15 protein-coding genes are annotated in these 20644 nt (G+C 65.2%); 5 read left to right on the forward strand and 10 right to left on the reverse strand.

What is annotated here, in order from left to right:
* Window positions 1-4: 4 nt before the first annotated feature.
* Together Q0D31_RS18765 and Q0D31_RS18770 are read right to left on the reverse strand one after the other, a co-directional pair.
* A complete protein-coding gene (locus tag Q0D31_RS18765; RefSeq protein ID WP_291854314.1) occupies window positions 5-1900 on the reverse strand; it encodes an extracellular solute-binding protein in 1896 nt (631 codons plus the stop codon).
* A 211-nt stretch (window positions 1901-2111) separates the two neighbouring features.
* Complete coding sequence (locus Q0D31_RS18770) at window positions 2112-2660, reverse strand: cytochrome c family protein (protein WP_291854316.1); 549 nt, start codon at window positions 2658-2660, stop codon at window positions 2112-2114.
* 212 nt (window positions 2661-2872) lie between these two features.
* On the opposite strand from Q0D31_RS18770, the gene Q0D31_RS18775 reads away from it, so the two are divergent.
* Window positions 2873-3613: a 3-deoxy-manno-octulosonate cytidylyltransferase gene (locus Q0D31_RS18775; RefSeq protein WP_291854318.1), complete on the forward strand. Its 741-nt coding sequence runs from the start codon at window positions 2873-2875 to the stop codon at window positions 3611-3613.
* A 106-nt stretch (window positions 3614-3719) separates the two neighbouring features.
* Window positions 3720-4580, forward strand: coding sequence for a prephenate dehydratase (locus Q0D31_RS18780; protein ID WP_291854320.1), 861 nt, complete (start codon window positions 3720-3722; stop codon window positions 4578-4580).
* A gap of 124 nt (window positions 4581-4704) precedes the next feature.
* Here Q0D31_RS18780 and Q0D31_RS18785 read toward each other — a convergent pair whose 3' ends face one another.
* Window positions 4705-5724, reverse strand: a complete 1020-nt coding sequence (locus Q0D31_RS18785) for an LLM class flavin-dependent oxidoreductase (RefSeq protein WP_291854321.1) — start codon at window positions 5722-5724, stop codon at window positions 4705-4707.
* A 392-nt stretch (window positions 5725-6116) separates the two neighbouring features.
* On the opposite strand from Q0D31_RS18785, the gene metF reads away from it, so the two are divergent.
* The 3 genes from metF to maiA all read left to right on the forward strand — a co-directional run bounded on the left by metF (window position 6117) and on the right by maiA (window position 11706).
* Window positions 6117-7031: a methylenetetrahydrofolate reductase [NAD(P)H] gene (gene metF, locus Q0D31_RS18790; RefSeq protein ID WP_291854365.1), complete on the forward strand. Its 915-nt coding sequence runs from the start codon at window positions 6117-6119 to the stop codon at window positions 7029-7031.
* 3 nt (window positions 7032-7034) lie between these two features.
* Window positions 7035-10904, forward strand: a complete 3870-nt coding sequence (gene metH, locus Q0D31_RS18795; protein ID WP_291854323.1) for a methionine synthase — start codon at window positions 7035-7037, stop codon at window positions 10902-10904.
* 151 nt (window positions 10905-11055) lie between these two features.
* Window positions 11056-11706: a maleylacetoacetate isomerase gene (gene maiA / locus Q0D31_RS18800; RefSeq protein WP_291854325.1), complete on the forward strand. Its 651-nt coding sequence runs from the start codon at window positions 11056-11058 to the stop codon at window positions 11704-11706.
* Between the two features lie 225 nt (window positions 11707-11931).
* On the opposite strand, the gene Q0D31_RS18805 is transcribed toward maiA, so the two are convergent.
* The 7 genes from Q0D31_RS18805 to pimA form a co-directional block, all read right to left on the reverse strand.
* Window positions 11932-12561, reverse strand: coding sequence for a glutathione S-transferase family protein (locus Q0D31_RS18805; protein WP_291854327.1), 630 nt, complete (start codon window positions 12559-12561; stop codon window positions 11932-11934).
* Window positions 12562-12734: 173 nt separating this feature from the next.
* Window positions 12735-13328 (reverse strand): GNAT family N-acetyltransferase, encoded by a 594-nt coding sequence (locus Q0D31_RS18810; protein WP_291854329.1) that lies wholly within the window; start codon window positions 13326-13328, stop codon window positions 12735-12737.
* Between the two features lie 121 nt (window positions 13329-13449).
* Window positions 13450-14955: a glycerol kinase GlpK gene (gene glpK, locus Q0D31_RS18815; RefSeq protein WP_291854331.1), complete on the reverse strand. Its 1506-nt coding sequence runs from the start codon at window positions 14953-14955 to the stop codon at window positions 13450-13452.
* Between the two features lie 260 nt (window positions 14956-15215).
* Window positions 15216-15989, reverse strand: coding sequence for an SDR family oxidoreductase (locus Q0D31_RS18820; protein ID WP_291854333.1), 774 nt, complete (start codon window positions 15987-15989; stop codon window positions 15216-15218).
* A gap of 147 nt (window positions 15990-16136) precedes the next feature.
* Window positions 16137-17279 carry a pimeloyl-CoA dehydrogenase small subunit gene (gene pimD, locus Q0D31_RS18825; RefSeq protein ID WP_291854335.1) on the reverse strand — a complete coding sequence of 381 codons (1143 nt, stop codon included), beginning with the start codon at window positions 17277-17279 and terminating at the stop codon, window positions 16137-16139.
* Between the two features lie 271 nt (window positions 17280-17550).
* On the reverse strand, window positions 17551-18741 hold the full coding sequence (pimC, locus tag Q0D31_RS18830) for a pimeloyl-CoA dehydrogenase large subunit (RefSeq protein ID WP_291854337.1): 1191 nt from the start codon (window positions 18739-18741) through the stop codon (window positions 17551-17553).
* A 179-nt stretch (window positions 18742-18920) separates the two neighbouring features.
* On the reverse strand, window positions 18921-20615 hold the full coding sequence (gene pimA / locus Q0D31_RS18835; RefSeq protein ID WP_291854339.1) for a dicarboxylate--CoA ligase PimA: 1695 nt from the start codon (window positions 20613-20615) through the stop codon (window positions 18921-18923).
* Window positions 20616-20644 lie beyond the last annotated feature (29 nt).

Below are 20644 nucleotides of genomic sequence, written 5' to 3' on the forward strand. Positions count from 1 at the left end.
CCCTTCAACTACGCCTTCCGATCCTGGCAGCCTTTTCGGCGTCGTACCACCACAGCGACGGGAAAGCGGACTGCCCGTATTTCGGCAGTTCGGCCGGACGGCCAAAACGATCCCAGCGCGCGGTGCGGACCTTGGGGTAATTCCACTGCGGCACCACATAGTGGTTCCACAACAACACCCGGTCGAGCGCCTTGGTGGCTGCGACGAGTTCGTCCCGGTCCTTGGCGAAGATCACGCGCTCGATCAGCTTGTCGACCGCCTTGTTCTTGATACCGATGATATTGCGCGACCCCGCCATGTCGGCCGCCTGCGAACCCCAGTATTCGCGCTGTTCGTTGCCCGGCGACAGCGACTGCCCCCAGGAGGAAGTAACAATATCGAAATCCCAGCTCCGTAGCCGGTTTTCATACTGCGTCGGATCGATCGTGCGCACCCCGACGGTAATGCCGAGCCGCTCCAGCGAAGGCTTGAAGAACAGCATGACCCGCTCGAAGCTCGGATCCGCACTGAGCAGTTCGAGCGCGAACGGGGTTCCCGTCTTGCTGTCGATCAGCTTGCGCTCGCGCACTTCGTAGCCGGCCTCCTTTAGCAGACGCAGCCCCTCGCGCAGGTTTTCGCGCACGGCTTCCGGATTGCCCCCGACCGGGTTGCTGTAGGCTTTCGTGAACACTTCGGCAGGCACGTCGGCACGGACGGTTTCGAGTATCTCCAGTTCCTTGCCTTGCGGCAGGCCGCTCGAGGCGAGCTCCGTTCCGTCGAAATAACTGCTGATGCGCTTGTACTGGTCGAAGAAAATCTGCTTGTTCATTTCCTCGAAGTCGAAGGCAAAATTCAGCGCACGACGCACCCGCGGGTCGCTGAATTTCTCACGCCGGATATTCAATGCAAAGCCCTGCATGATGCCGGAGCTGCGGTTTGGAAACTCCTCCAGCAGCACGCGCTTGTCGGTGACGGCGGGAAAATCATAGGCCGTTGACCAGTTCTTTGCGCTGTTCTCGGTGCGCCAGTCCACCTGGTCGCCCTTGAAGGCTTCAAGCGCCACCGACCCGTCGCGAAAATATTCGTAACGCAGTTCGTCGAAATTGTTGCGCCCGATGGCAAAGCCGAGGTCACGGGCCCAATAGTCCTTGACCCGCTCCAGCGTCACCGTTCGGCCGGCAACGAAATCCTTGATGCGGTAAGGCGCCGAGCCGAGCGGCTTCTCCAGCGTGGTGACGGAGACATCGCGCTTGCGGCCTTCGCTATCGGTGCCTTCCCACCAGTGCTTCGGCAGGATTGTCAGCTGCCCCACGATTTGCGGCAGCTCGCGATTGCCGGGGGTATCAAAGGTGAACTTGATGTCACGCTCGCCGATTTTCTCGGCCTTCACGACGTGGCGGTAATAGGCCGAGTATTGCGGATGGTGCTTCTTGAAGGAATCCAGCGAGAAGATCACGTCTTCCGGCGTCACCGGCTTGCCGTCGTGCCATTTCGCCTGGGCTCGCAACCGGTAGATCACGAACGAAAAATCATCGGGATGGCTGACCGACTCGGCCAACGCGCCGTACTCGGTCGAGACTTCATCCAGCGCCGGCGTCATCAGCGATTCGTAGATCAGGCCAACGGCGGCAGCGAGCGAGCCTTTGACCCCGGCCACCGCGACATTGAAATTGTCGAAGGTCCCGACCAGAATCTGGCGGGCCAGACCGCCCTTGGGCGCGTCGGGATTGACGTAATCGAAGCGCTTGAAGCCGGCCGGATATTTGACCTCGCCGAACAGCGACAGCGCGTGCCGCCACGCCGGCTCGCCTGATTGTGCGTAGCCTGGAGCGATCGCCGGTGTGCCGGGGGCGAGCCCGAGCCCCGGAGCCAGGGCGGCTACGGCGCTGCCTTGCAGAAGGTGTCGTCGGGTAATGGCCAAGTGCGGAAATCCTGTTGCTGACGAAAGCTAGCCAGCACCCAATATAAGGCAAGGGTTCGACAAATTGCGTTGCTTTTTCCTCATGATACCAGCCCGTGTGCGGCGGCGCTGCGGCGAAAGGTCCCGATGATGCCGCAGCCCCCAAATGGAAACGGCCAGGCAATGCCTGGCCGTGATGTCGCGCAGAAGTCCATGCCGGACTTTCGAAATGTTATTTCGCCGCGGTCGGAAGCGGAACCGGACTATCCGCCATCGTGCGCAGATAATTGATGATATCAGCTCGCTCGCTGTCCTTTGGCACGCCGGCAAAAGCCATCGAGGTGCCGGGGAGGAAGCTTTTTGGACTCGCGATAAACTTGTTCAGATCGTCAAAGGTCCACTTGCCGGGCTTGCCCTTCAGCGCGGCCGAATAGTTGAACCCGGCCTCGCTGCCGCGCGCCCGCTCGACAATGCCGAACAGGTTCGGGCCGACGCGGTTCGGGCCACCCTTCTCGAAGGTATGGCAGGCCGCGCACTTCTTGGCGGCGGCGGCGCCCTTCTCGACGGAGGCTGTCTGCAGCAGCTTTTCGATCGGCTCGGACGGTGCCGCGGCTTCCTTGGCCCCGCCGCCTGGCGCCGCTTCCTTCACGGCGATCTCGAACCCGGGCTTGGCCGGCATGACCGGCGTGAAAATCGCGGAGGCGGCAAAGCTCGTGACCAGGAGGACAAGGCAGGTGGCGAGGATGGCGCCGAGAATCTTGTTGAGTTCGAAGGAGTCCATAGTTGGATCAGGCTCCAGGCCGGAAGATCGACTTTAAGGCCGGCGAAACGGCCGCGAATTCGCGTCAGGAATCAGGCTTTCGCGCCGCAACCTTCAGCCCGGTTGAGATATCGGTTTGCCCGCGCTCTGGCAACCCGTATAAACGCGCCGACTTTCCGCCGATCCCCCATTTTTCCTGGCCTGTTTTCGCGAAGGCCCTGGCCCCGTTCCGAATGACCGAAGCCCGCATCCTGGTGCTGATTCCCGCCCGCATGAAGGCCAGCCGCCTGCCCGGCAAACCGCTGTTGGATATTGGCGGCGTGCCAATGATCGTCCACGTGTTGCGGCGGGCTGAAGCGGCCGGGATCGGGCGGGTCGCGGTTGCCACCGACACGTCGGAGATCGCGGACGCCGTGCGATCCCATGGCGGCGAGGCGGTCATGACGCGGGCCGATCACCCCTCCGGCTCGGACCGGATCCACGAGGCGCTCGGGCGGCTCGACCCGGCGGGCCAGATCGAGATCGTGGTCAATCTGCAGGGCGACTTCCCGACCATATCGCCCGACAATATCCGGGACGTGTTGCCGCCGCTGGCCGATCCTGCCGTCGATATCGCAACCCTTGCCGCCCGGATCCATTCCGAGGAGGAGGACCGCAATCCCAACGTGGTCAAGGCGGTCGGCTCGCCGATCGGCCCCCGGCGGCTGCGCGCACTGTATTTTACCCGCGCCACCGCGCCACACGGCGATGGGCCGCGCTACCACCACATCGGCCTCTACGCCTATCGCCGCGCCGCGCTGGAGCGGTTCGTGGCGTTGCCGCCCTCCCCGCTTGAGCAGCAGGAGAAGCTCGAACAGCTCCGGGCGCTGGAAGCCGGCATGCGGATCGACGTCACCATCGTGGACACGGTGCCGCGCGGCGTCGATACCCCCGCCGACCTCGAAACCGCCCGCCAGATGCTCAGGCCTGCTTGAACGAGGCTTTAACCTTTGTTTGGACGCGTTTTCCTGCCGCGAAACGCCACCCATTTCGCTTGAAAACGCTATAGCCAACGCCTGAACGGCTGATACAAGGCCTCCCATGACCAAGAAGCTCACCATTGCATTCCAGGGCGAGCCCGGCGCGAACTCCCATATCGCCATCGTCGAGGCCTATCCGGACGCCGCGCCGCTGCCTTGCCCGACCTTCGAGGACGCGCTGGCCGCGATCTCCGCCGGCGAGGCCGATCTCGGCATGATCCCGATCGAGAATTCGGTCGCCGGCCGCGTCGCCGACATCCACCATTTGCTGCCGGCATCCGGCCTGTTCATCGTCGGCGAGTGGTTTCTGCCGATCCGCCACCAGCTGATGGCGCTGCCGGGGACCCGGCTCACCGACATCAAGACGGTGGAGAGCCACGTCCATGCGCTCGGCCAGTGTCGCCGCATCATCCGCAAGCTCGGCGTCAAGCCGATTGTCGCAGCCGACACCGCCGGCAGCGCGCGCGACGTCGCCGAACGCGGCGACAAGACGGTGGCCGCGATCGCCTCGCGGCTGGCCGCCGAAATCTACGGCCTCGAGATCCTGGCCGAGGACGTCGAGGATGAGACCCACAACACCACGCGCTTCGTGGTGCTGGCGCGCGACGCCGATTGGGCCAAGCAGGGCTCGGGACCGCTGGTCACCAGTTTTGTTTTCCGGGTGCGCAACCTGCCCGCCGCGCTCTACAAGGCGATGGGTGGATTTGCCACCAACGGCGTCAACATGACCAAGCTGGAAAGCTACATGGTGGACGGCAATTTCTTTGCGACCCAGTTCTATGCCGATGTCGATGGCCATCCCGAGGACAAGGGGCTTGCCTTTGCGCTGGAGGAACTGAAGTTCTTTTCGCGCGAACTGCGCATCGTCGGCGTCTACCCGGCGCATCCGTTCCGCGCCACGTTCAGCGAGAAGGCCGAGTAACGCTGTCATTCGGGGGCACGCGACGCGTGAACCCGGAATCTCGAGATCGTAGCTCGGCGAGATTCTCAGGTGCGCAATTGCACACCATGGTTCGATGCTTCGCATCGCCCCGGAATGACGGAGACTAAGCAGCCACCTGCTTTGCCAGCCCGAAGGCGTCCGCCAGCAAACTATACGACTTCTTGCGCGCATCGTGGTCGTAGACGGCGGTGATGATCATCAGCTCATCGGGGCGGCCCGCGTCGATCATCGGCTGCAGCTTCGCGATGATGGTCGCGGGGCTGCCGACGAACAGCCGCGCGCGGTTGCGGGCGACCGAGGCGCGCTCGGCGTCGGAATAGCGATAGGCCAGCGCTTCCTCCACGCTCGGCAGCGGCAGAAATTGCCCGCGGTCGCGGCGCAGGCGGTTGAGGTCCATCGACGAGGCCAGCCGTTCCGCCTCCGCATCGGTTTCGGCAGCGACGGCGGCGACCGCGAGAATGCCGTGCGGCGTCGCGCGCCAGCCCGACGGTTCAAAGCGGCTGCGGTAGTGGGTCAGGGCTTCGATCGCGTCGTATGAGGCGAAATGGTGGGCGAAGGCAAATCCCATCCCGACCTGGGCGGCGAGTTCCGAACTGTAGTCGGACGAGCCGAGCAGCCAGATCGGCGGCAGGGGCGCGTCGTCCGGCATCGCCACCACGTTGTTGTAGGGATGGCCGGGCGGGAAATCGCGGGTTTCCCACAGGCACAGTTCATGCAGCCGCTCAAGGAAGTCGTCGCCTTCGCGGCGATCGAGCCGGCTGCGCAGCGCATGCGCAGTGGCGCCGTCGGTGCCGGGCGCCCGGCCAAGACCGAGATCGATGCGGCCGGGAAACAGCGCCTCCAGCATCTTGAAGCGTTCGGCCACCACCAGCGGCGCGTGGTTGGGCAGCATCACCCCGCCGGAGCCGACGCGGATGTTCTTCGTGACCGCCGCGATCTGCCCGATCATCAGGTCGGGCGCCGGGCTCGCCACCGACGCCAGATTGTGGTGCTCGGCAAGCCAGTAGCGGACATAGCCGAGCGCATCGACATGGCGCGCCAGGTCGATGCTGTTGCGCAGCGCCGCGGCGGGCTTCGTGCCTGTGGTGACGACGGAGAGGTCTAGGACGGAAAGCGGGATCATTGCGCTAACCTAGTGCGGCAAGCGGAGGCAACAAAGTCCCGGCTGACGCAGGTCAGGCCCGCGCGCGCGGGCAATGCAGTACCTTAGCAGATGCCGGAAGGTGGGGCGGTATTCGCAAGATTGCACACTATATCGACCTGCCCCACGCCCACAAAACCATCGGATCGCGCTATTCCATAAAAAATACCGCTATTTGTGAGGAATTTCAGGTTATTTTTGTTTGGTAGTCTAGCCCACATATCTGAGCTCCCAGCAGCTACTCCAGATCTTCTTGATGAAAATGGGCCATTTCCCACTCTTGATGGGCTGTTTGTCTGACCCTGTTTGTCTTATTTTAGCTGATGGGCGCTAGGCCTGATAGGCGCCGATCTCGATGGAGCCCGATGAGTGCCATGACCGAAGTTACGCCCCCTGCCGGTGACGGCCATCGCGCGCTGCATTCGCCGAAGATTTCCTTCGAATTCTTTCCGCCCAAGACGGCGGAGATGGAGCGCAGCCTGTGGGAAACCATCAACCGGCTGGCGCCGCTTGCGCCCAGCTTCGTGTCGGTGACCTACGGCGCCGGCGGATCGACCCGCGAGCGCACCCATTCGACCATCGCGCGCATCCTCAAGGAGACCCGCCTGACCCCGGCGGCGCACTTGACCTGCGTCGGCACGCCCAAAGGCGAGATCGACGACGTCGTGGCGCGCTATCACGAGATCGGCGTCCGCCACATCGTCGCCCTGCGCGGCGACCCCACCACCGGCATCGGCACCGCCTATCACGCCCATCCCGACGGCTACCAGAGTTCGCCGGAGCTGATCGAAGGCATCAAGCGGCGCTATCCCGACATCGAAATCTCGGTCTCGGCCTATCCGGAGAAGCACCCGGAGAGCCCGACGCTTGACGCCGACATCGACACGCTGAAGGCCAAGGTTGACGCTGGCGCGGCGCGCGCCATCACCCAGGTGTTCTTCGACAATGATCTGTATTTCCGCTACCTCGACCGCGTCCGCGCCCGCGGCATCGACATTCCCGTCATTCCCGGCATCATGCCGATGCACAATTTCAGGCAGGCGCGCGGCTTCGTGACCCGCGCCGGCACCTCGGTGCCGGAATGGCTGGCGGAAAAATTCGAAGGCCTCGACGACGACGCCGAGACCCGCAAGCTGGTCGCCGCCACCGTCGCCGCCGGACAGGTCCAAAAGCTCGCCAAGCACGGCGTCGATACTTTTCATTTCTACACCATGAACCGCGCCGACCTCGTGTTCGCGATCAGCCATCTCCTGGGCATCCGACCCAATGGCGCGCAGAAAGCCGCCTGACCGATGCCCTCTTCGCGTTCTCCCAAAGTTTCGCCGAAGCGCACCGCCCTGCTCGCCGCCGCCCGCGAGCGCATCCTGGTGCTCGACGGCGCCATGGGCACGATGATCCAGGCCCTCGAATACGACGAGGCCGCGTTTCGCGGCGCGCGCTTTAAGGATTTTCACCGCGACGTCCGCGGCAACAACGATCTCCTGATCCTGACCCAGCCGCGCGCGATCGAAGACATCCACGCCGAGTATCTGCGCGCCGGCGCCGACATCGTCGCCACCAATACCTTCTCCTCGACCTCGATCGCGCAGGCCGACTACGACATGTCGAACCTCGCCTACGAGCTGAACCGCGACGGCGCCAGGCTCGCCTGCGCCGCCGCCGCGCGCGTCACCGCCGAGGACGGCAAGCCGCGCTTCGTCGCCGGCGCGCTCGGCCCGACCAACCGCACCGCCTCGATCTCGCCCGACGTATCCAGTCCAGGTTACCGCGCCGTCACCTTTGACGATTTGCGCCAAGCCTATGGCGAGCAGATCAACGGCCTGCTCGACGGCGGGGCGGATCTGCTGCTGGTCGAAACCATTTTCGACACGCTGAACGCCAAGGCCGCGCTCTACGCCATCGCTGAAATCACCGAGGCGCGCGGCATCGACGTGCCGGTGATGATCTCGGGCACCATCACCGACAAGTCCGGCCGGCTGCTGTCAGGACAACTGCCCGAAGCGTTCTGGAACTCGGTGCGCCACGCCGATCCGATCACCATCGGCTTCAACTGCGCGCTCGGCGCCGAGGACCTGCGCGCCCACATCGCCGACATCGGCCGCGTCGCCGATACGATGGTCTGCGCCTACCCGAACGCCGGCCTGCCCAACGAATTCGGCCAGTACGACGAAAGCCCGGAATACATGGCGCGCCTGATCGGCGAGTTCGCGCAAGCCGGCCTCGTCAACATCGTCGGCGGCTGCTGCGGCACCACCCCGGACCACATCGCGGCGATCGCCGCCGCGGTCGCCCCGCACCGGCCGCGCGCGATCCCTGCGATCGCACCGCGGCTGCGGCTTTCGGGGCTGGAGCCGTTCGAGCTGACGCCGGCGATCCCCTTCGTCAATGTCGGCGAGCGCACCAACGTCACGGGATCGGCGAAATTCCGCAAGCTGATCACGGCGGGCGATTACACCGCAGCCCTTCAGGTGGCGCGCGAGCAGGTCGAGAACGGCGCCCAGATCATCGACGTCAACATGGACGAAGGCTTGCTGGATTCGGAAGCCGCGATGGTGACGTTTCTCAACCTCGTCGCCGCCGAGCCTGACATCGCCCGCGTGCCTGTGATGGTCGATTCCTCGAAATTCACCGTGATCGAGGCCGGGCTGAAATGCGTCCAGGGCAAGCCGGTGGTGAACTCGATCTCGATGAAGGAAGGCGTTGAGAAGTTCGTCCACGAGGCCCGCATCGCCCGCCGCCACGGCGCCGCCGTCGTCGTCATGGCGTTCGACGAGATCGGCCAGGCCGATACGTTCGCGCGCAAGACCGAAATCTGCAAGCGCGCCTACGACATCCTGATCGACGAGGTCGGCTTTCCACCCGAGGATATCATCTTCGATCCCAACATTTTCGCGATCGCAACCGGGCTGGAAGAGCATAACAATTACGGCGTCGATTTCATCGAGGCGACGCGCTGGATCCGCCAGAACCTGCCGGGCGCCCATGTCTCCGGCGGCGTCTCCAACCTGTCGTTCTCGTTCCGCGGCAATGAGCCGGTGCGCGAGGCCATGCATTCGGTGTTCCTCTACCACGCCATCAAGGCCGGCATGGACATGGGCATCGTCAATGCCGGGCAGATGATCGTCTATGACGACATCGACCCCGAGTTGCGGCAGGTTTGCGAGGACGTCATCCTCAACCGCGACCCCGGCGCGTCCGAGCGGCTGTTGGCGCTGGCCGAGAAATTCCGCGGCAAGGAGAAGCAGACCAGGGAGCAGGACCTGGCCTGGCGCGAATGGCCGGTCGAGCAGCGGCTTTCCCACGCGCTGGTGCACGGCATCACCGAATTCATCGAGGCCGACACCGAGGCCGCGCGGCAGACGGTCGAGCGGCCGCTGAACGTGATCGAGGGCCCGCTGATGGCCGGCATGAACATCGTCGGCGACCTCTTTGGCGACGGCAAGATGTTCCTCCCGCAGGTGGTGAAGTCGGCGCGGGTGATGAAGCAGGCGGTGGCCTATCTGATGCCGTTCATGGCGGAGGAAAAGGCGCGCAACCTCGCCAACGGCATCGCCGGCGACGGCCGCAACAGCGCCGGCAAGATCGTGCTGGCGACCGTCAAGGGCGACGTCCACGACATCGGCAAGAACATCGTCGGCATCGTGCTGCAATGTAACAATTTCGAGGTCATCGACCTCGGCGTGATGGTGCCCGCGGCCAAGATCATCGAGACCGCGAAGGCCGAGGGCGCCGACATCATCGGGCTGTCCGGCCTGATCACGCCCTCGCTCGACGAGATGAGTTTCCTGGCCGGCGAAATGCAGCGGCAGGGCATGACGATGCCGCTGCTGATCGGCGGCGCCACGACGAGCCGGGTCCATACCGCCGTCAAGATCGACCCCAATTACAAGGGCGGCCCGGTGGTTCACGTCAACGACGCCAGCCGCGCCGTCGGCGTCGCGTCGTCGCTGCTCGCGCCCGACCGGCGCGAGGCCTATGCCGCCGACATCCGCGCCGACTACGCCAAGATTTCCGCGGCGCATTTCCGCGCCCAGGCCGACAAGAAGCGGCTGAAGCTGGCGGACGCCCGCGCCAATGGCGTCCGGATCGACTTTGCGAAGACGCCGCCGAAGAAGCCCTCGTTTCTGGGCATCCGCAGCTTTGACGCCTACGACCTTTCGGAACTGGCCGAGTACATCGACTGGACGCCGTTCTTCCAGACCTGGGAATTGACCGGGCGCTTCCCCGCCATCCTCGACGATCCCAAGGTCGGCGAAGCCGCGCGCTCGCTCTATGACGACGCGCGCGCGATGCTCAAGCGCATCATCGCCGAGAAATGGTTCACGGCCCGCGCCACCATCGGCTTCTGGCCGGCCAACGCGGTCGGCGACGACATCGTCGTCTATGCCGACGATACCCGCAAAACCTCAATCGCGACCCTGCATACGCTGCGCCAGCAACTGGAGAAGCGCGAGGGCCGCTTCAACGCCGCGCTGTCGGATTTCATCGCGCCGACGTCTTCCGGCGTGCCTGACTATATCGGCGCGTTCGTGGTCACCGCCGGGATCGGCGAGGACGTGGTCGCCGACCGCTTCAGGAACGCCAACGACGATTACTCCTCGATCCTGTGCAAGGCGCTGGCCGACCGGCTGGCGGAAGCCTTCGCCGAGCGGATGCATGCGCGCGTCCGCCGCGAGTTCTGGGGCTACGCGCCGGACGAGACGCTGACGCCCGACCAGTTGATATCGGAGCAATATGCCGGCATCCGCCCGGCGCCCGGCTATCCCGCGCAGCCCGACCACACCGAGAAAGCGACGCTGTTCAAGCTGCTCGACGCCGAGAGCACCGCCGGCGTCACATTGACCGAGAGCTTTGCGATGTGGCCGGGCTCGTCGGTGTCGGGGCTTTATTTCTCGCATCCCGAGAGCTTCTATTTCGGCGTCGGCCGAATCGAGCGCGACCAGGTCGAGGACTACGCCGCGCGCAAGCGCATCAGCGTGGCCGAGGCCGAGCGCTGGCTGGCGCCGGTATTGAACTACATTCCGGCGCAGGCGGCGGCTACGAAGACACCGATGGCGGCCGTGCCCGCCAACGATGTCGCCGCCAGGGAGCTGGCCGCGCATCCGCCGGGTTGCAATTGCGCAGTGCATCTAGCCTGGCGCAAGAAGGCGGTGGGGGCGTAGCGGCTTTCCTCCCTTCTCCCCTTGTGGGAGAAGGTGGCGCGCAGCGCCGGATGAGGGGTCTGCATCCGCGGAGAGAACCCCTCACCCGTCTTCGCTTTGCGAAGCCACCCTCTCCCACAAGGGGAGAGGGGAACAACAGTGCGGGGCGCCGATGAAATTCTTCTCGTTCTGGCGGTCGCTGGCGAGCTTTCGCCTCCGCATTGCGCTCAACCTGAAAGACCTCCCGGTCGAGGTGGTGTTCGTCGACATCGACGCCAACGCGCACCGCGAACCCGCCTATCGCGCGGTCAATCCGCAGATGGCGCTGCCGGCGCTGGTGACGGATGACGGCGTCACGCTGTTCCAGTCGCTCGCCATCCTCGAATATCTCGACGAGAAATATCCGGCGCCGCCGCTGCTGCCCGCCGACCCCGCCGGCCGCGCCCGGGTGCGCGCGCTGGCGCTGATGGTCGCCTGCGAGGGCCACCCGCTGCTGACGCCGCGGGTGCGGCGCTACCTCGATCAGGAACTGAATTTGCGCGACGCGCAGCAGGCGGCGTGGCGGCGGCACTGGACGGTGGAGACGCTGGCCGCGCTGGAAGGCCATCTCGCGGGCCACAAGGACACCGGGCGCTTCTGTCATGGCGACGCGCCGACGATGGCCGATATCTGCATGGTCGGCCACGTCACCGCCGCCGTGAACCAGCAGATCGAGCTTTCGACCTGGCCGACCGTGAAGCGCATCTTCGAGACCGCAATGGCGCTGCCGGCCTTTGCCAGCGCGCATCCCTTGGCGCAGCCGGACGCTCCGCGCTCCGCCTGACAAAAAAAGCGAAAACAACCCCATGCAAAGGCAGATTTCGGGCCTATGGCTCACGCGCAGCCGTACTCCCTTACCTCACCCCGCTTGCGGGGAGAGGTCGGATCACATCGCAGAGGTAGGGTGGGCAAAGGCGCGTTTGCCCCGTGCCCACCATCCATCTTCCGATCATCGTGGATGGTGGGCACGTGGTGGGCACGCTACGCTTTGCCCACCCTACGAAGCCCTCTACCCCTTTGGCGGCGCCAGCGGCTGCACGAAGGCCCGGAACGGCGGCAGCGCTTCGCAGCGCGCGGCATGCGCCCGCAGCGCCGGATAGCGCGCGTCGAACAGAGCGGGATGGGCCTCGCCGACAAAGCGCAGCACGCAGGCAACCGCGATGTCGGCATGGCCGATGGTTTCGCCGAACCAGTACGGCGTCGTCACAGCCGCGCGCTCCTTCTCCAGCACATCCAGCACGCCTGAAATCTGTGTCTTGCAGCGCGCGACCCAGAGGTCAAGCTGCCTGTCCTTGCGCAGCACGCGCTCGTAGAGCAGGCTGACGGCCTTGTCGCCGAGCCCCATCGCCAGCGCCGAAATCCGCAACTGCCGCCGTCGGACCGCGCCGCTGCGTGGGATCAGCGCCTTGTCGGGGCCGACGCGGTCGTCGAGATAATCCAGGATCACCGCGCTCTCGATCAGCGCCTCGCCGTCATCCAACACCAGCGTCGGCACCCGCCGCAGCGGATTGTACGGCGCGATTTTCTCCGCATCGCCGAAGGTCGACCACGGTCTGTGTTCGAACGGCAGGCCATACAGCCGCATGGCGATGGCGACGCGGCGGACAAAGGGGGAGTCGTACTGGCCGATCAGGAACATGAGAGATCACCATTTTTCGGACGGGCGGGGGAGCCAGTGTAACGGACTGTCATGCCCCGCGAAAGCGCGGTATCAGCACGCTGCGACTTCTCGATTCCATCACTGCTGCCTCTGGAATACTGGGTCCCCGCCTTCGCGGGGATGACGGCCGAGAGTGAGGACGGTTCAGTGCCTCACTCTATGACCGGCACATGTTTCGCCACCTCGCGCGGCGCGGTGCCGTCGAGCCTTGGATCATCGGACACCTCGACCTGGCGGCGGCAGGCGCGAAACCCCGAGCGCTGGTAGAAGGCGAGCGCCGCGGGATGATCGAAGGTGCAGGTGTGCAGCCAGACGCGCGTGACCGGCCGCGACCATGCGATCTCAAGCGCGCGGTTCATCAGCCAGCGGCCGGCGCCGGTTCCGACCAGTTTTGCGGTGACGCCGAACATGCCGATCTCGCAGTGGCCGGACTCGCGAAAGTCCAGTTCGAGCAAGCCCTCGTCGCGCCCGCCATCGACGAGCGCATAAACTTCGACATCCGGCGAATGAATCCGCTCCGCCAGTTCAGCGTCGGGCATCCTGATCCGCGAGAACCACAGCCACTCCTCGCCGACGCGCCGGTAGAGATCGCGAAACCAGTCGAGCGGCGGCGTCTCGACCCGGCGCAGCGACCAGGCTCGGGGCGGATCGGAGCGCGGCGCCGGGCGAGTCGTCATTTCCAGATGCGTGACGATCGCGGCGACCTTGCCGGCGGGGACGTCGGAGTATCCGTCGGGCAGGATCATGGCGCACTTCTTCGCATCGTCATGGCCGGGCTTGTCCCACGGCCATCCACGTTTTCGCTGCAGGCCAGACAAGCACGACGTGGATGCCCGCGACAAGCGTGGGCATGACGGCGGGACGGAGCTACCCCTCCCCCTCGTCGCTCGCCAGCACGCCCTTCACCGCGCGCGCCCAGCCGGCGAGCTTTCGTTGCCGCGTCGCCGCGCTCATGACAGGCTTGAAGCGGCGTTCCAGTCGCCAGTTGTCGGCGAATCTTGCCGGCTCGGGATAGACGCCGGCCTTCAGCCCGGCGAGATAGGCGGCGCCCAGCGCGGTGGTTTCCTGGATCATCGGGCGGTCAACGGGGGCGTCGAGCAGATCGGCCAGGCGCTGCATGGTCCAGTCCGAGGCGGTCATGCCGCCATCGACGCGAAGGACGATGTTGGCTCCGTCGGCGTCGGGCCAGTCGGCGCGCATCGCGGCCCAGAGATCAAACGTCTGGTAGCAGACGCTTTCCAGAGCGGCATGGGCGAGCTCGGCGGGGCCGGTGTTGCGGGTGAGCCCGAACAGCGCGCCGCGGACGCGGGGATTCCAGTAGGGCGCCCCTAAGCCGACGAAGGCGGGAACGAGATAGACGCTCTGGGTGGAATCGGATTTTTCGGCGAGCGGGCCGGTCTCGGCGGCCTGCCTGATGATGCCGAGACCATCGCGCAGCCATTGCACGGCGCTCCCTGCGACGAAGATCGAGCCCTCCAGCGCGTAGGTGCGCTTGCCGCCGAGTTGATAGGCGATGGTGGTGAGCAGCTTGTTGCTTGAAGCCACCGGCGTCGCGCCGGTGTTGAGCAGCGCGAAGCAGCCTGTGCCGTAGGTCGACTTCATCATGCCGGGCTCAAAACAGGCCTGGCCGATGGTCGCGGCCTGCTGGTCGCCGGCGATGCCGGAGATGGCGATCGCGCCGCCGAACAGGTCCGGCGCGCTGTCGCCGAAGCGGGCGGAGGAATCCTTCACCTCAGGGAGCATCGAGCGCGGCACCCGCAGCAGCTTCAACAACTCGTCGTCCCACTGCCCGGTATGGATGTTGAACAGCAGGGTGCGCGAGGCGTTGGTGGCGTCGGTGGCGTGCACCTCTCCGCCGGTCAGCCGCCACAGCAGATAGCAATCGACGGTGCCGAACAGCAGTTCGCCGCGCCCCGCGCGCTCGCGCGCGCCCGGCACGTGGTCGAGGATCCATGCGACTTTGGTGCCGGAAAAATAGGGATCGACGATGAGGCCGGTCCGGGCCGATATCGCCGGCTCGTGGCCTTCGCTCTTTAACCTGGCGCAGATATCGGCGGTGCGGCGGTCCTGCCAGACGATGGCGCGGTGCACGGCCTGGCCGGTGGCGCGGTCCCAGACAATAGTGGTCTCGCGCTGGTTGGTGATGCCGATCGCGGCGATGTCTTTGGCGGTGATGCCGGCCTTTTCCAGCGCCGCGCGGCAGACCGCCACGGTCGAGGTCCAGATGTCCTCCGGCTCGTGCTCGACCCAGCCCGAGGCCGGAAAATGCTGCGGGAATTCCTGCTGCGCGGAGGATGCGATGGAAATATCGCCGCGGAACACGATGGCGCGCGAAGATGTGGTGCCCTGATCAATGGCCAGCACGTAGGACATGACGCTGCTTTCCGGGGTTGGCGGTCAGCGCAGGAGGCAAGCGGATTGGGGGGCGAAGGTCAATATGAGAAGCCTGCCGCGCGTTCGGTGCGCTCCCTCTCCCGCTTGCGGGGGAGGGTCGGGGTGGGGGTGCCGCCGCGGTGATAGCGTCAGAGGTCAAGCGCGGCTGGCGCAAAATAAAGTAGAGACGGATTCGCGGAGATTCCCCCACCCACCTCGCTTTGCTCGGCACCCTCCCCCGCAAGCGGGAGAGGGAAGAATCACACCGCCGCCGTGGTCACGCCGCCGTCGATCACGATGGTCTGGCCGGTCATGAAGCTGGAGGCGTCGGAGGCGAGGTAGGCCACGGCGCCGGCAATCTCTTCGGGCTCGCCGATCCGCCGCAGCGGGGTGCTCGCGGTGCGGCGCTTGAGATTGTCAGGGTCTTCCCACAGCGCGCGGGCGAAGTCGGTCTTGACCAGGCCGGGCGCGACGCAGTTGACGCGGACGCCCTTCGGGCCCCATTCGCCGGCAAGGCTGCGGCACAGCGAAAAATCCGCCGCCTTGGAAATCCCGTAGGCGCCGATCACGGTGGAGCCGCGCAGGCCGCCGATCGAGGAGATGATGACGACCGAGCCGTTGCCGCGCGCGGCCATTGGCGGGATCGCCAGCGCGCAGAGCCAGATGTTGCTCTTGACGTTGGAGCCCATGATCTTGTCGAAGGCCTCGTCCGTGATGTCGAGCAGCGGGCCGTAATAGGGATTGACCGCGGCGTTGCAGACCAGGATATCGACCTTGCCGTAATGCTTCGTCGCGCCCGAGATCAGCGCCTCGACTTCGTCGCGGCGCGAGATGTTGCAGGGGATGACGTGGGCGTCGCCGCCGGTCTTCCTGATGCCCTCGGCGACCTCCTGGCAGGCGTCGACCTTGCGGCTGGAGATCACGACCTTGGCGCCGAGTTTCGCCATCAGCTCCGCCGAGGAGCGGCCGATGCCGCGGCTGGAGCCGGTGATGACGGCGACTTTTCCGGTGAGGTCGAACGGGGTGTTTTTCATGGTTGTTGGCTCCCTGTTACCATTCATTCAGTCGTCATCGCCCGGCTTGGCCGGGCGATCCAGTATTCCAGAGACGGCTGCGCAAGAGTCGATAGGCCGCGGCGTACTGGATCCCCCGCTTTCGCGGGGGATGACAGTCAGCGGGCGCTACACCAGCCCGCCGCCTTCGGTGACGCGGCGGAGGTGGTAGTCGGTGTCGCCGAAGGTGTTCTCGATCATGGTCAGCCGCTTGAAGTAGTGGCCGATCTTGACTTCCTGGGTCATGCCGATGCCGCCGTGGAGCTGGATCGACTGCTGGCCGATATATTTGCCTGACTTGCCGATCTGGACCTTGGCGGCCGCGACCGCGGTGGCGCGATCCTTCGCGTTGTCGAAATCGACGGCCATGGTCGCGAACATCGACATGCTGCGGGCCTGCTCGAGGGCGACGAACATGTCGGCGGCGCGGTGCTGCAGGGTCTGGAAGCTGCCGATGGCGACGCCGAACTGCTTGCGGGTCTTGAGGTACTCCACCGTCATCTTCAGCGATTCATCCATCGCGCCGACCGCTTCGGCGCACATCGCGGTGCGGGCCTCGTCGACCACGCGCTCGATCAGCGCCAGGCCGTTGTCGGGATCGCCGATCGCGGCGTCGGCGCCGACCTCGACGCCGGTCAGCGTGATGTCGGCGGCGTGCAGGCCGTCCTGGGTCGGGTAGCCCTTGCGGGTGACGCCCTTGGCGTCGGCCGGCACCAGAAAGGCGCCGACGCCGGTCCTGTCGCGCTGGCCGCCCCTGGTGCGCGCGGTGACGATCAGGGTGTCGGCGTTCTCGCCGTTGAGCACGACGAATTTCTCGCCGTCGATGGTCCAGCCCGCGCCTTTTTTCTTGGCCGTCGTGGAAACGTCGGCGAGATCGTAGCGCGAGTTCTTTTCGAGCTGCGCGAAGGCGAAGGTCTTGCTGCCGTCGATGATGCCGGGGAGATATTGGGCCTTCTGCGCGGCCGAACCGCCATGGCGCAGGAAGCCGCCCGATATCACGACTGTGGCCAGATACGGCTCCAGCACCAGAGCCCTGCCGAGCGCCTCCATCACGATCATGGTTTCGACCGCGCCGGCGCCGAAGCCGCCGTCGGCCTCCGCGAACGGCAGGCCAAGCAGGCCCTGCTCGGCGAGCTTGCCCCAGACCGCGCGGCTCCAGCCGCCCTTCTCCTTCATGTACTTCTTGCGCGCATCGAAATCGTAGGCGTCGGTCAACAGACCGTCGATGCTTTCCTTGAGCAGGCGCTGCTCCTCGGACAGGTCAAAATCCATGTTGTTTACTTTCTCAAATCATTCGAACGAACTCGTAGGATGGGTAGAGCGAAGCGAAACCCATCGCACTGTTCGGTCTTGTTATGATGGGTATCGCTTCGCTCCACCCATCCTACGAACTGACTCTCGATCGTCATCCCCGCGAAAGCGGGGATCCAGTAATCGCCGGCGCGTCGTGAGCCACAACCGCCTCGGCGTACCGGGTCCCCCGCCCCAGTGCGCAATCGCGCACAAGGCAGGGGACGACACCTCTGTGGTTCGCTGAGCCTTGTCAGAGCCCGAGCACCGCCTTGGTGATGATGTTGCGCTGGATCTCGTTGGAGCCGCCATAGATCGAGACCTTGCGATTGTTGAAATAGCTTGGCGCGATCTGGGCGGTCCAGTCCATCGCCTCGTTGGAGCCGTCGTCGCCATGCTCGTCATAGGGTGCGGCGAACGGGCCGATCACTTCCATCAGCAGCTCGGTGGTGGTCTGCTGGATTTCCGATCCCTTGATCTTGAGCACCGAGGACGCCGGGTTGGGCTTGCCCTTGCCGTGCTTGCCCTCGTCGGCGACGACGCGCAGCTGCGTCAGTTCGAGCGCCTTCAATTCGATCTCGCAGGCCGCGAGCTTCTCGCGAAAGCCCTGGTCCTGAATGATCGGCTTGCCGCCGGATTCGACCTTGGAGGCGAGATCGCGGATCCGGCGCAGCCGCTCCTTGGAGACGCCGACGCGGGCGATCCCGGTGCGCTCGTTGCCGAGCAGGAACTTGGCGTAGTCCCAGCCCTTGTTCTCCTCACCGATCAGGTTCTCGACCGGCACCTCGACGTCGTCGAGGAACACCTCGTTGACCTCATGGCCGCCGTCGATGGTCTGGATCGGCCGCACGGTGACGCCCTTCGACTTCATGCTGAATACGATGAAGGAGATGCCCATCTGCTTCTTGGCGTTGTTGTCCGTGCGGCACAGGCAGAAGATCATGTCGGCATGCTGGGCCAGCGTGGTCCAGGTCTTCTGGCCGTTGATGATGTACTTGTCGCCCTTGCGCTCGGCCCTGGTTTTCAGCGAGGCCAGATCGGAACCGGAGCCGGGTTCGGAAAAGCCCTGGCACCACCAGTCCTCGACATTGGCGATCCGCGGCAGATATCGCTTCTTCTGCTGCTCATTGCCGAAGGTATAGATGACCGGACCGACCATGCTGACGCCGAAGGCGAGCGGGGCCGGCGCCGGGTGCATCTGCAGCTCCTCGTTGAAGATGTAGTGCTGCACCGAGCTCCAGCCGGTGCCGCCATATTCCTTCGGCCAGTGGGTGACGCCCCAGCCCTTCTTGTTCAGGATGCGCCACCAGGCGACCATCTCGTCCTTGGAGAGGTGACGGCCCTCGACCATCTTGCGCCGCGTGTCCGGCGGCACGTTGTCCCTGAAGAAAGCCCGCACCTCCTCACGAAACGCCATTTCTTCCTTGCTGAAAGCGAGATCCATCGGATCCTCCTGTGAGCGAACTTTGATTCCTTGGTAACGCGAAGTCTCAATCTCGTCGTCCCTGCGAAAGCAGGGACCCATAGCCACCGGCACCAATTTTACGAAAGCCGTCTCCCCAAGTGCCCCGAACAGAAGCCGCGGCGTATGGGTCCCTGCTTTCGCAGGGACGACGGCGAAGTTCAGGAACGACCTCCCGTTGCGACGTGTTGCGGTTTGACCGACGCGGCCGGCGGCGGCGACTGCCGCTGGCGCAATTCGTGGCGCGAGAGCTTGCCGACGGAGGTGCGCGGCAGCTCATCGACGAAATCAAGCGCGGCCGGAATCTCGTGGCGACCGAGCTTGCCGGCGAGGAAGGCGCGTAATTCGTCCAGCGTGAAGGCTTTCGCGCCGTTGCGCAGCCTGACGAAGGCCTTGGCGGCCTCGCCGCGGTAGTCGTCGGGGATGCCGATCACGATCACTTCCTGCACGGCGGGATGGGTGTAGATCGCCTGCTCGATCATCTGCGGATAGACGTTGAAGCCGCCGGAAATGATCATGTCCTTCTTGCGGTCGACCAGGTAGAAATAGCCGTCGGCGTCCATGTAGCCGATGTCGCCGGTGAGGAAGCGGTCGCCGACAAAGGCCTCGGCGGTTTCCTTGGGCCGGTTCCAGTAGCCCCTGGTGACGTTGGGGCCGCGAATGCGGATTTCGCCGACCTCGCCAACCGGCATCAGTTGCGTCGGGTCTTCCAGCGACACCACGTCGATCTCGATGCCGGGCAGCATCAGGCCGATCGAGCCCGGCTTGTCCGGCCCTTCCTTCGGATGGCCGGTGCCGGGCGAGCAGGTCTCGGTCATGCCCCAGCCGCTCTTCAGCTTCATGCCGACCTTGCGCTCGAAGATGCGGGCGACCTCGACCGGCAGCGGCGCGCCGCCGGAGCCGCAGGAGACCAGCGAGGACAGGTCACGCTTGTCGAGATCGGGAAGTGCTGCGATCGCGATCCACATCGTCGGCACGCCGGGGAAAGCCGTGGCGCGCTTGACCTCGATATCGCGCATCACGGCCTCGACGTCGAAGCGCTGGTGCAGCGAAATCAGATGGCCGCGCCGGATCGACGACAGCAGCACGACCGTCAGCGCGAAGATGTGAAACAGCGGCAGCACGCAGATCACCCGCTCGACCGCGTTGCGCTCGGCGCGCGCAGGCTTGCCCCAGACATCATAGACCGACACCGCCGCGGTCAGATTGCCGTGGCTGAGCATCGCGCCCTTCGGCAGTCCGGTGGTGCCGCCGGTATATTGCAGCAGCGCGACGTCGTCGGCCGATATCGCGGGCCACCGCAAAGGCCTTTCCGCGCCGGCGGTGAACTGCGCGGCGGTGACGATCCTCGGATCATCCGGCAGCGGCGTCTGCGGCGTGCCGGCCCTGCCCCAATGGTCGTCCTCGCAGACGATCAGCCGGTCGAGCAGGCCGCCTGCGAGGAATTTCAGCGCGGTCGGCAGCAGCGCCGACAAATTGCTGGTGACGAGCACGCGCGCGCCGGAATCGGCGAGCTTGTGCGACAGCGCGATCTCGCCGTCGAGCGGCGACAGATGCACCACGCGGGCGCCGGCCTTGAGCGCGCCAAAGAAATGGACGGGATGGTCAGGCGTATTGCCGAGGAACAGCGCGACCGAACGATCCCTGCCGTAGCCGGCGCGCAGGAAGGCGGCAGCCGCATTCTCCGCCAGCGCTTCAAGCTCGCCATAGCTGATCGGGCGGTCGCGAAATTCGATCGCCGGCTGCGCGCCGAATTCAGCGGCGGCCTGCGACAGCAGATCCGGCAGCGTGCCGCGCGCGATCGGATCGTCCCAGCGGACGCCTTGCGGATAGAACTGCTCGCCGGGGTGGGTCATGGAAGCTTTCGGCCAGTCCCACAAACATC

Source organism: Bradyrhizobium sp. (assembly GCF_022844465.1).
GTDB lineage: Bacteria > Pseudomonadota > Alphaproteobacteria > Rhizobiales > Xanthobacteraceae > Bradyrhizobium.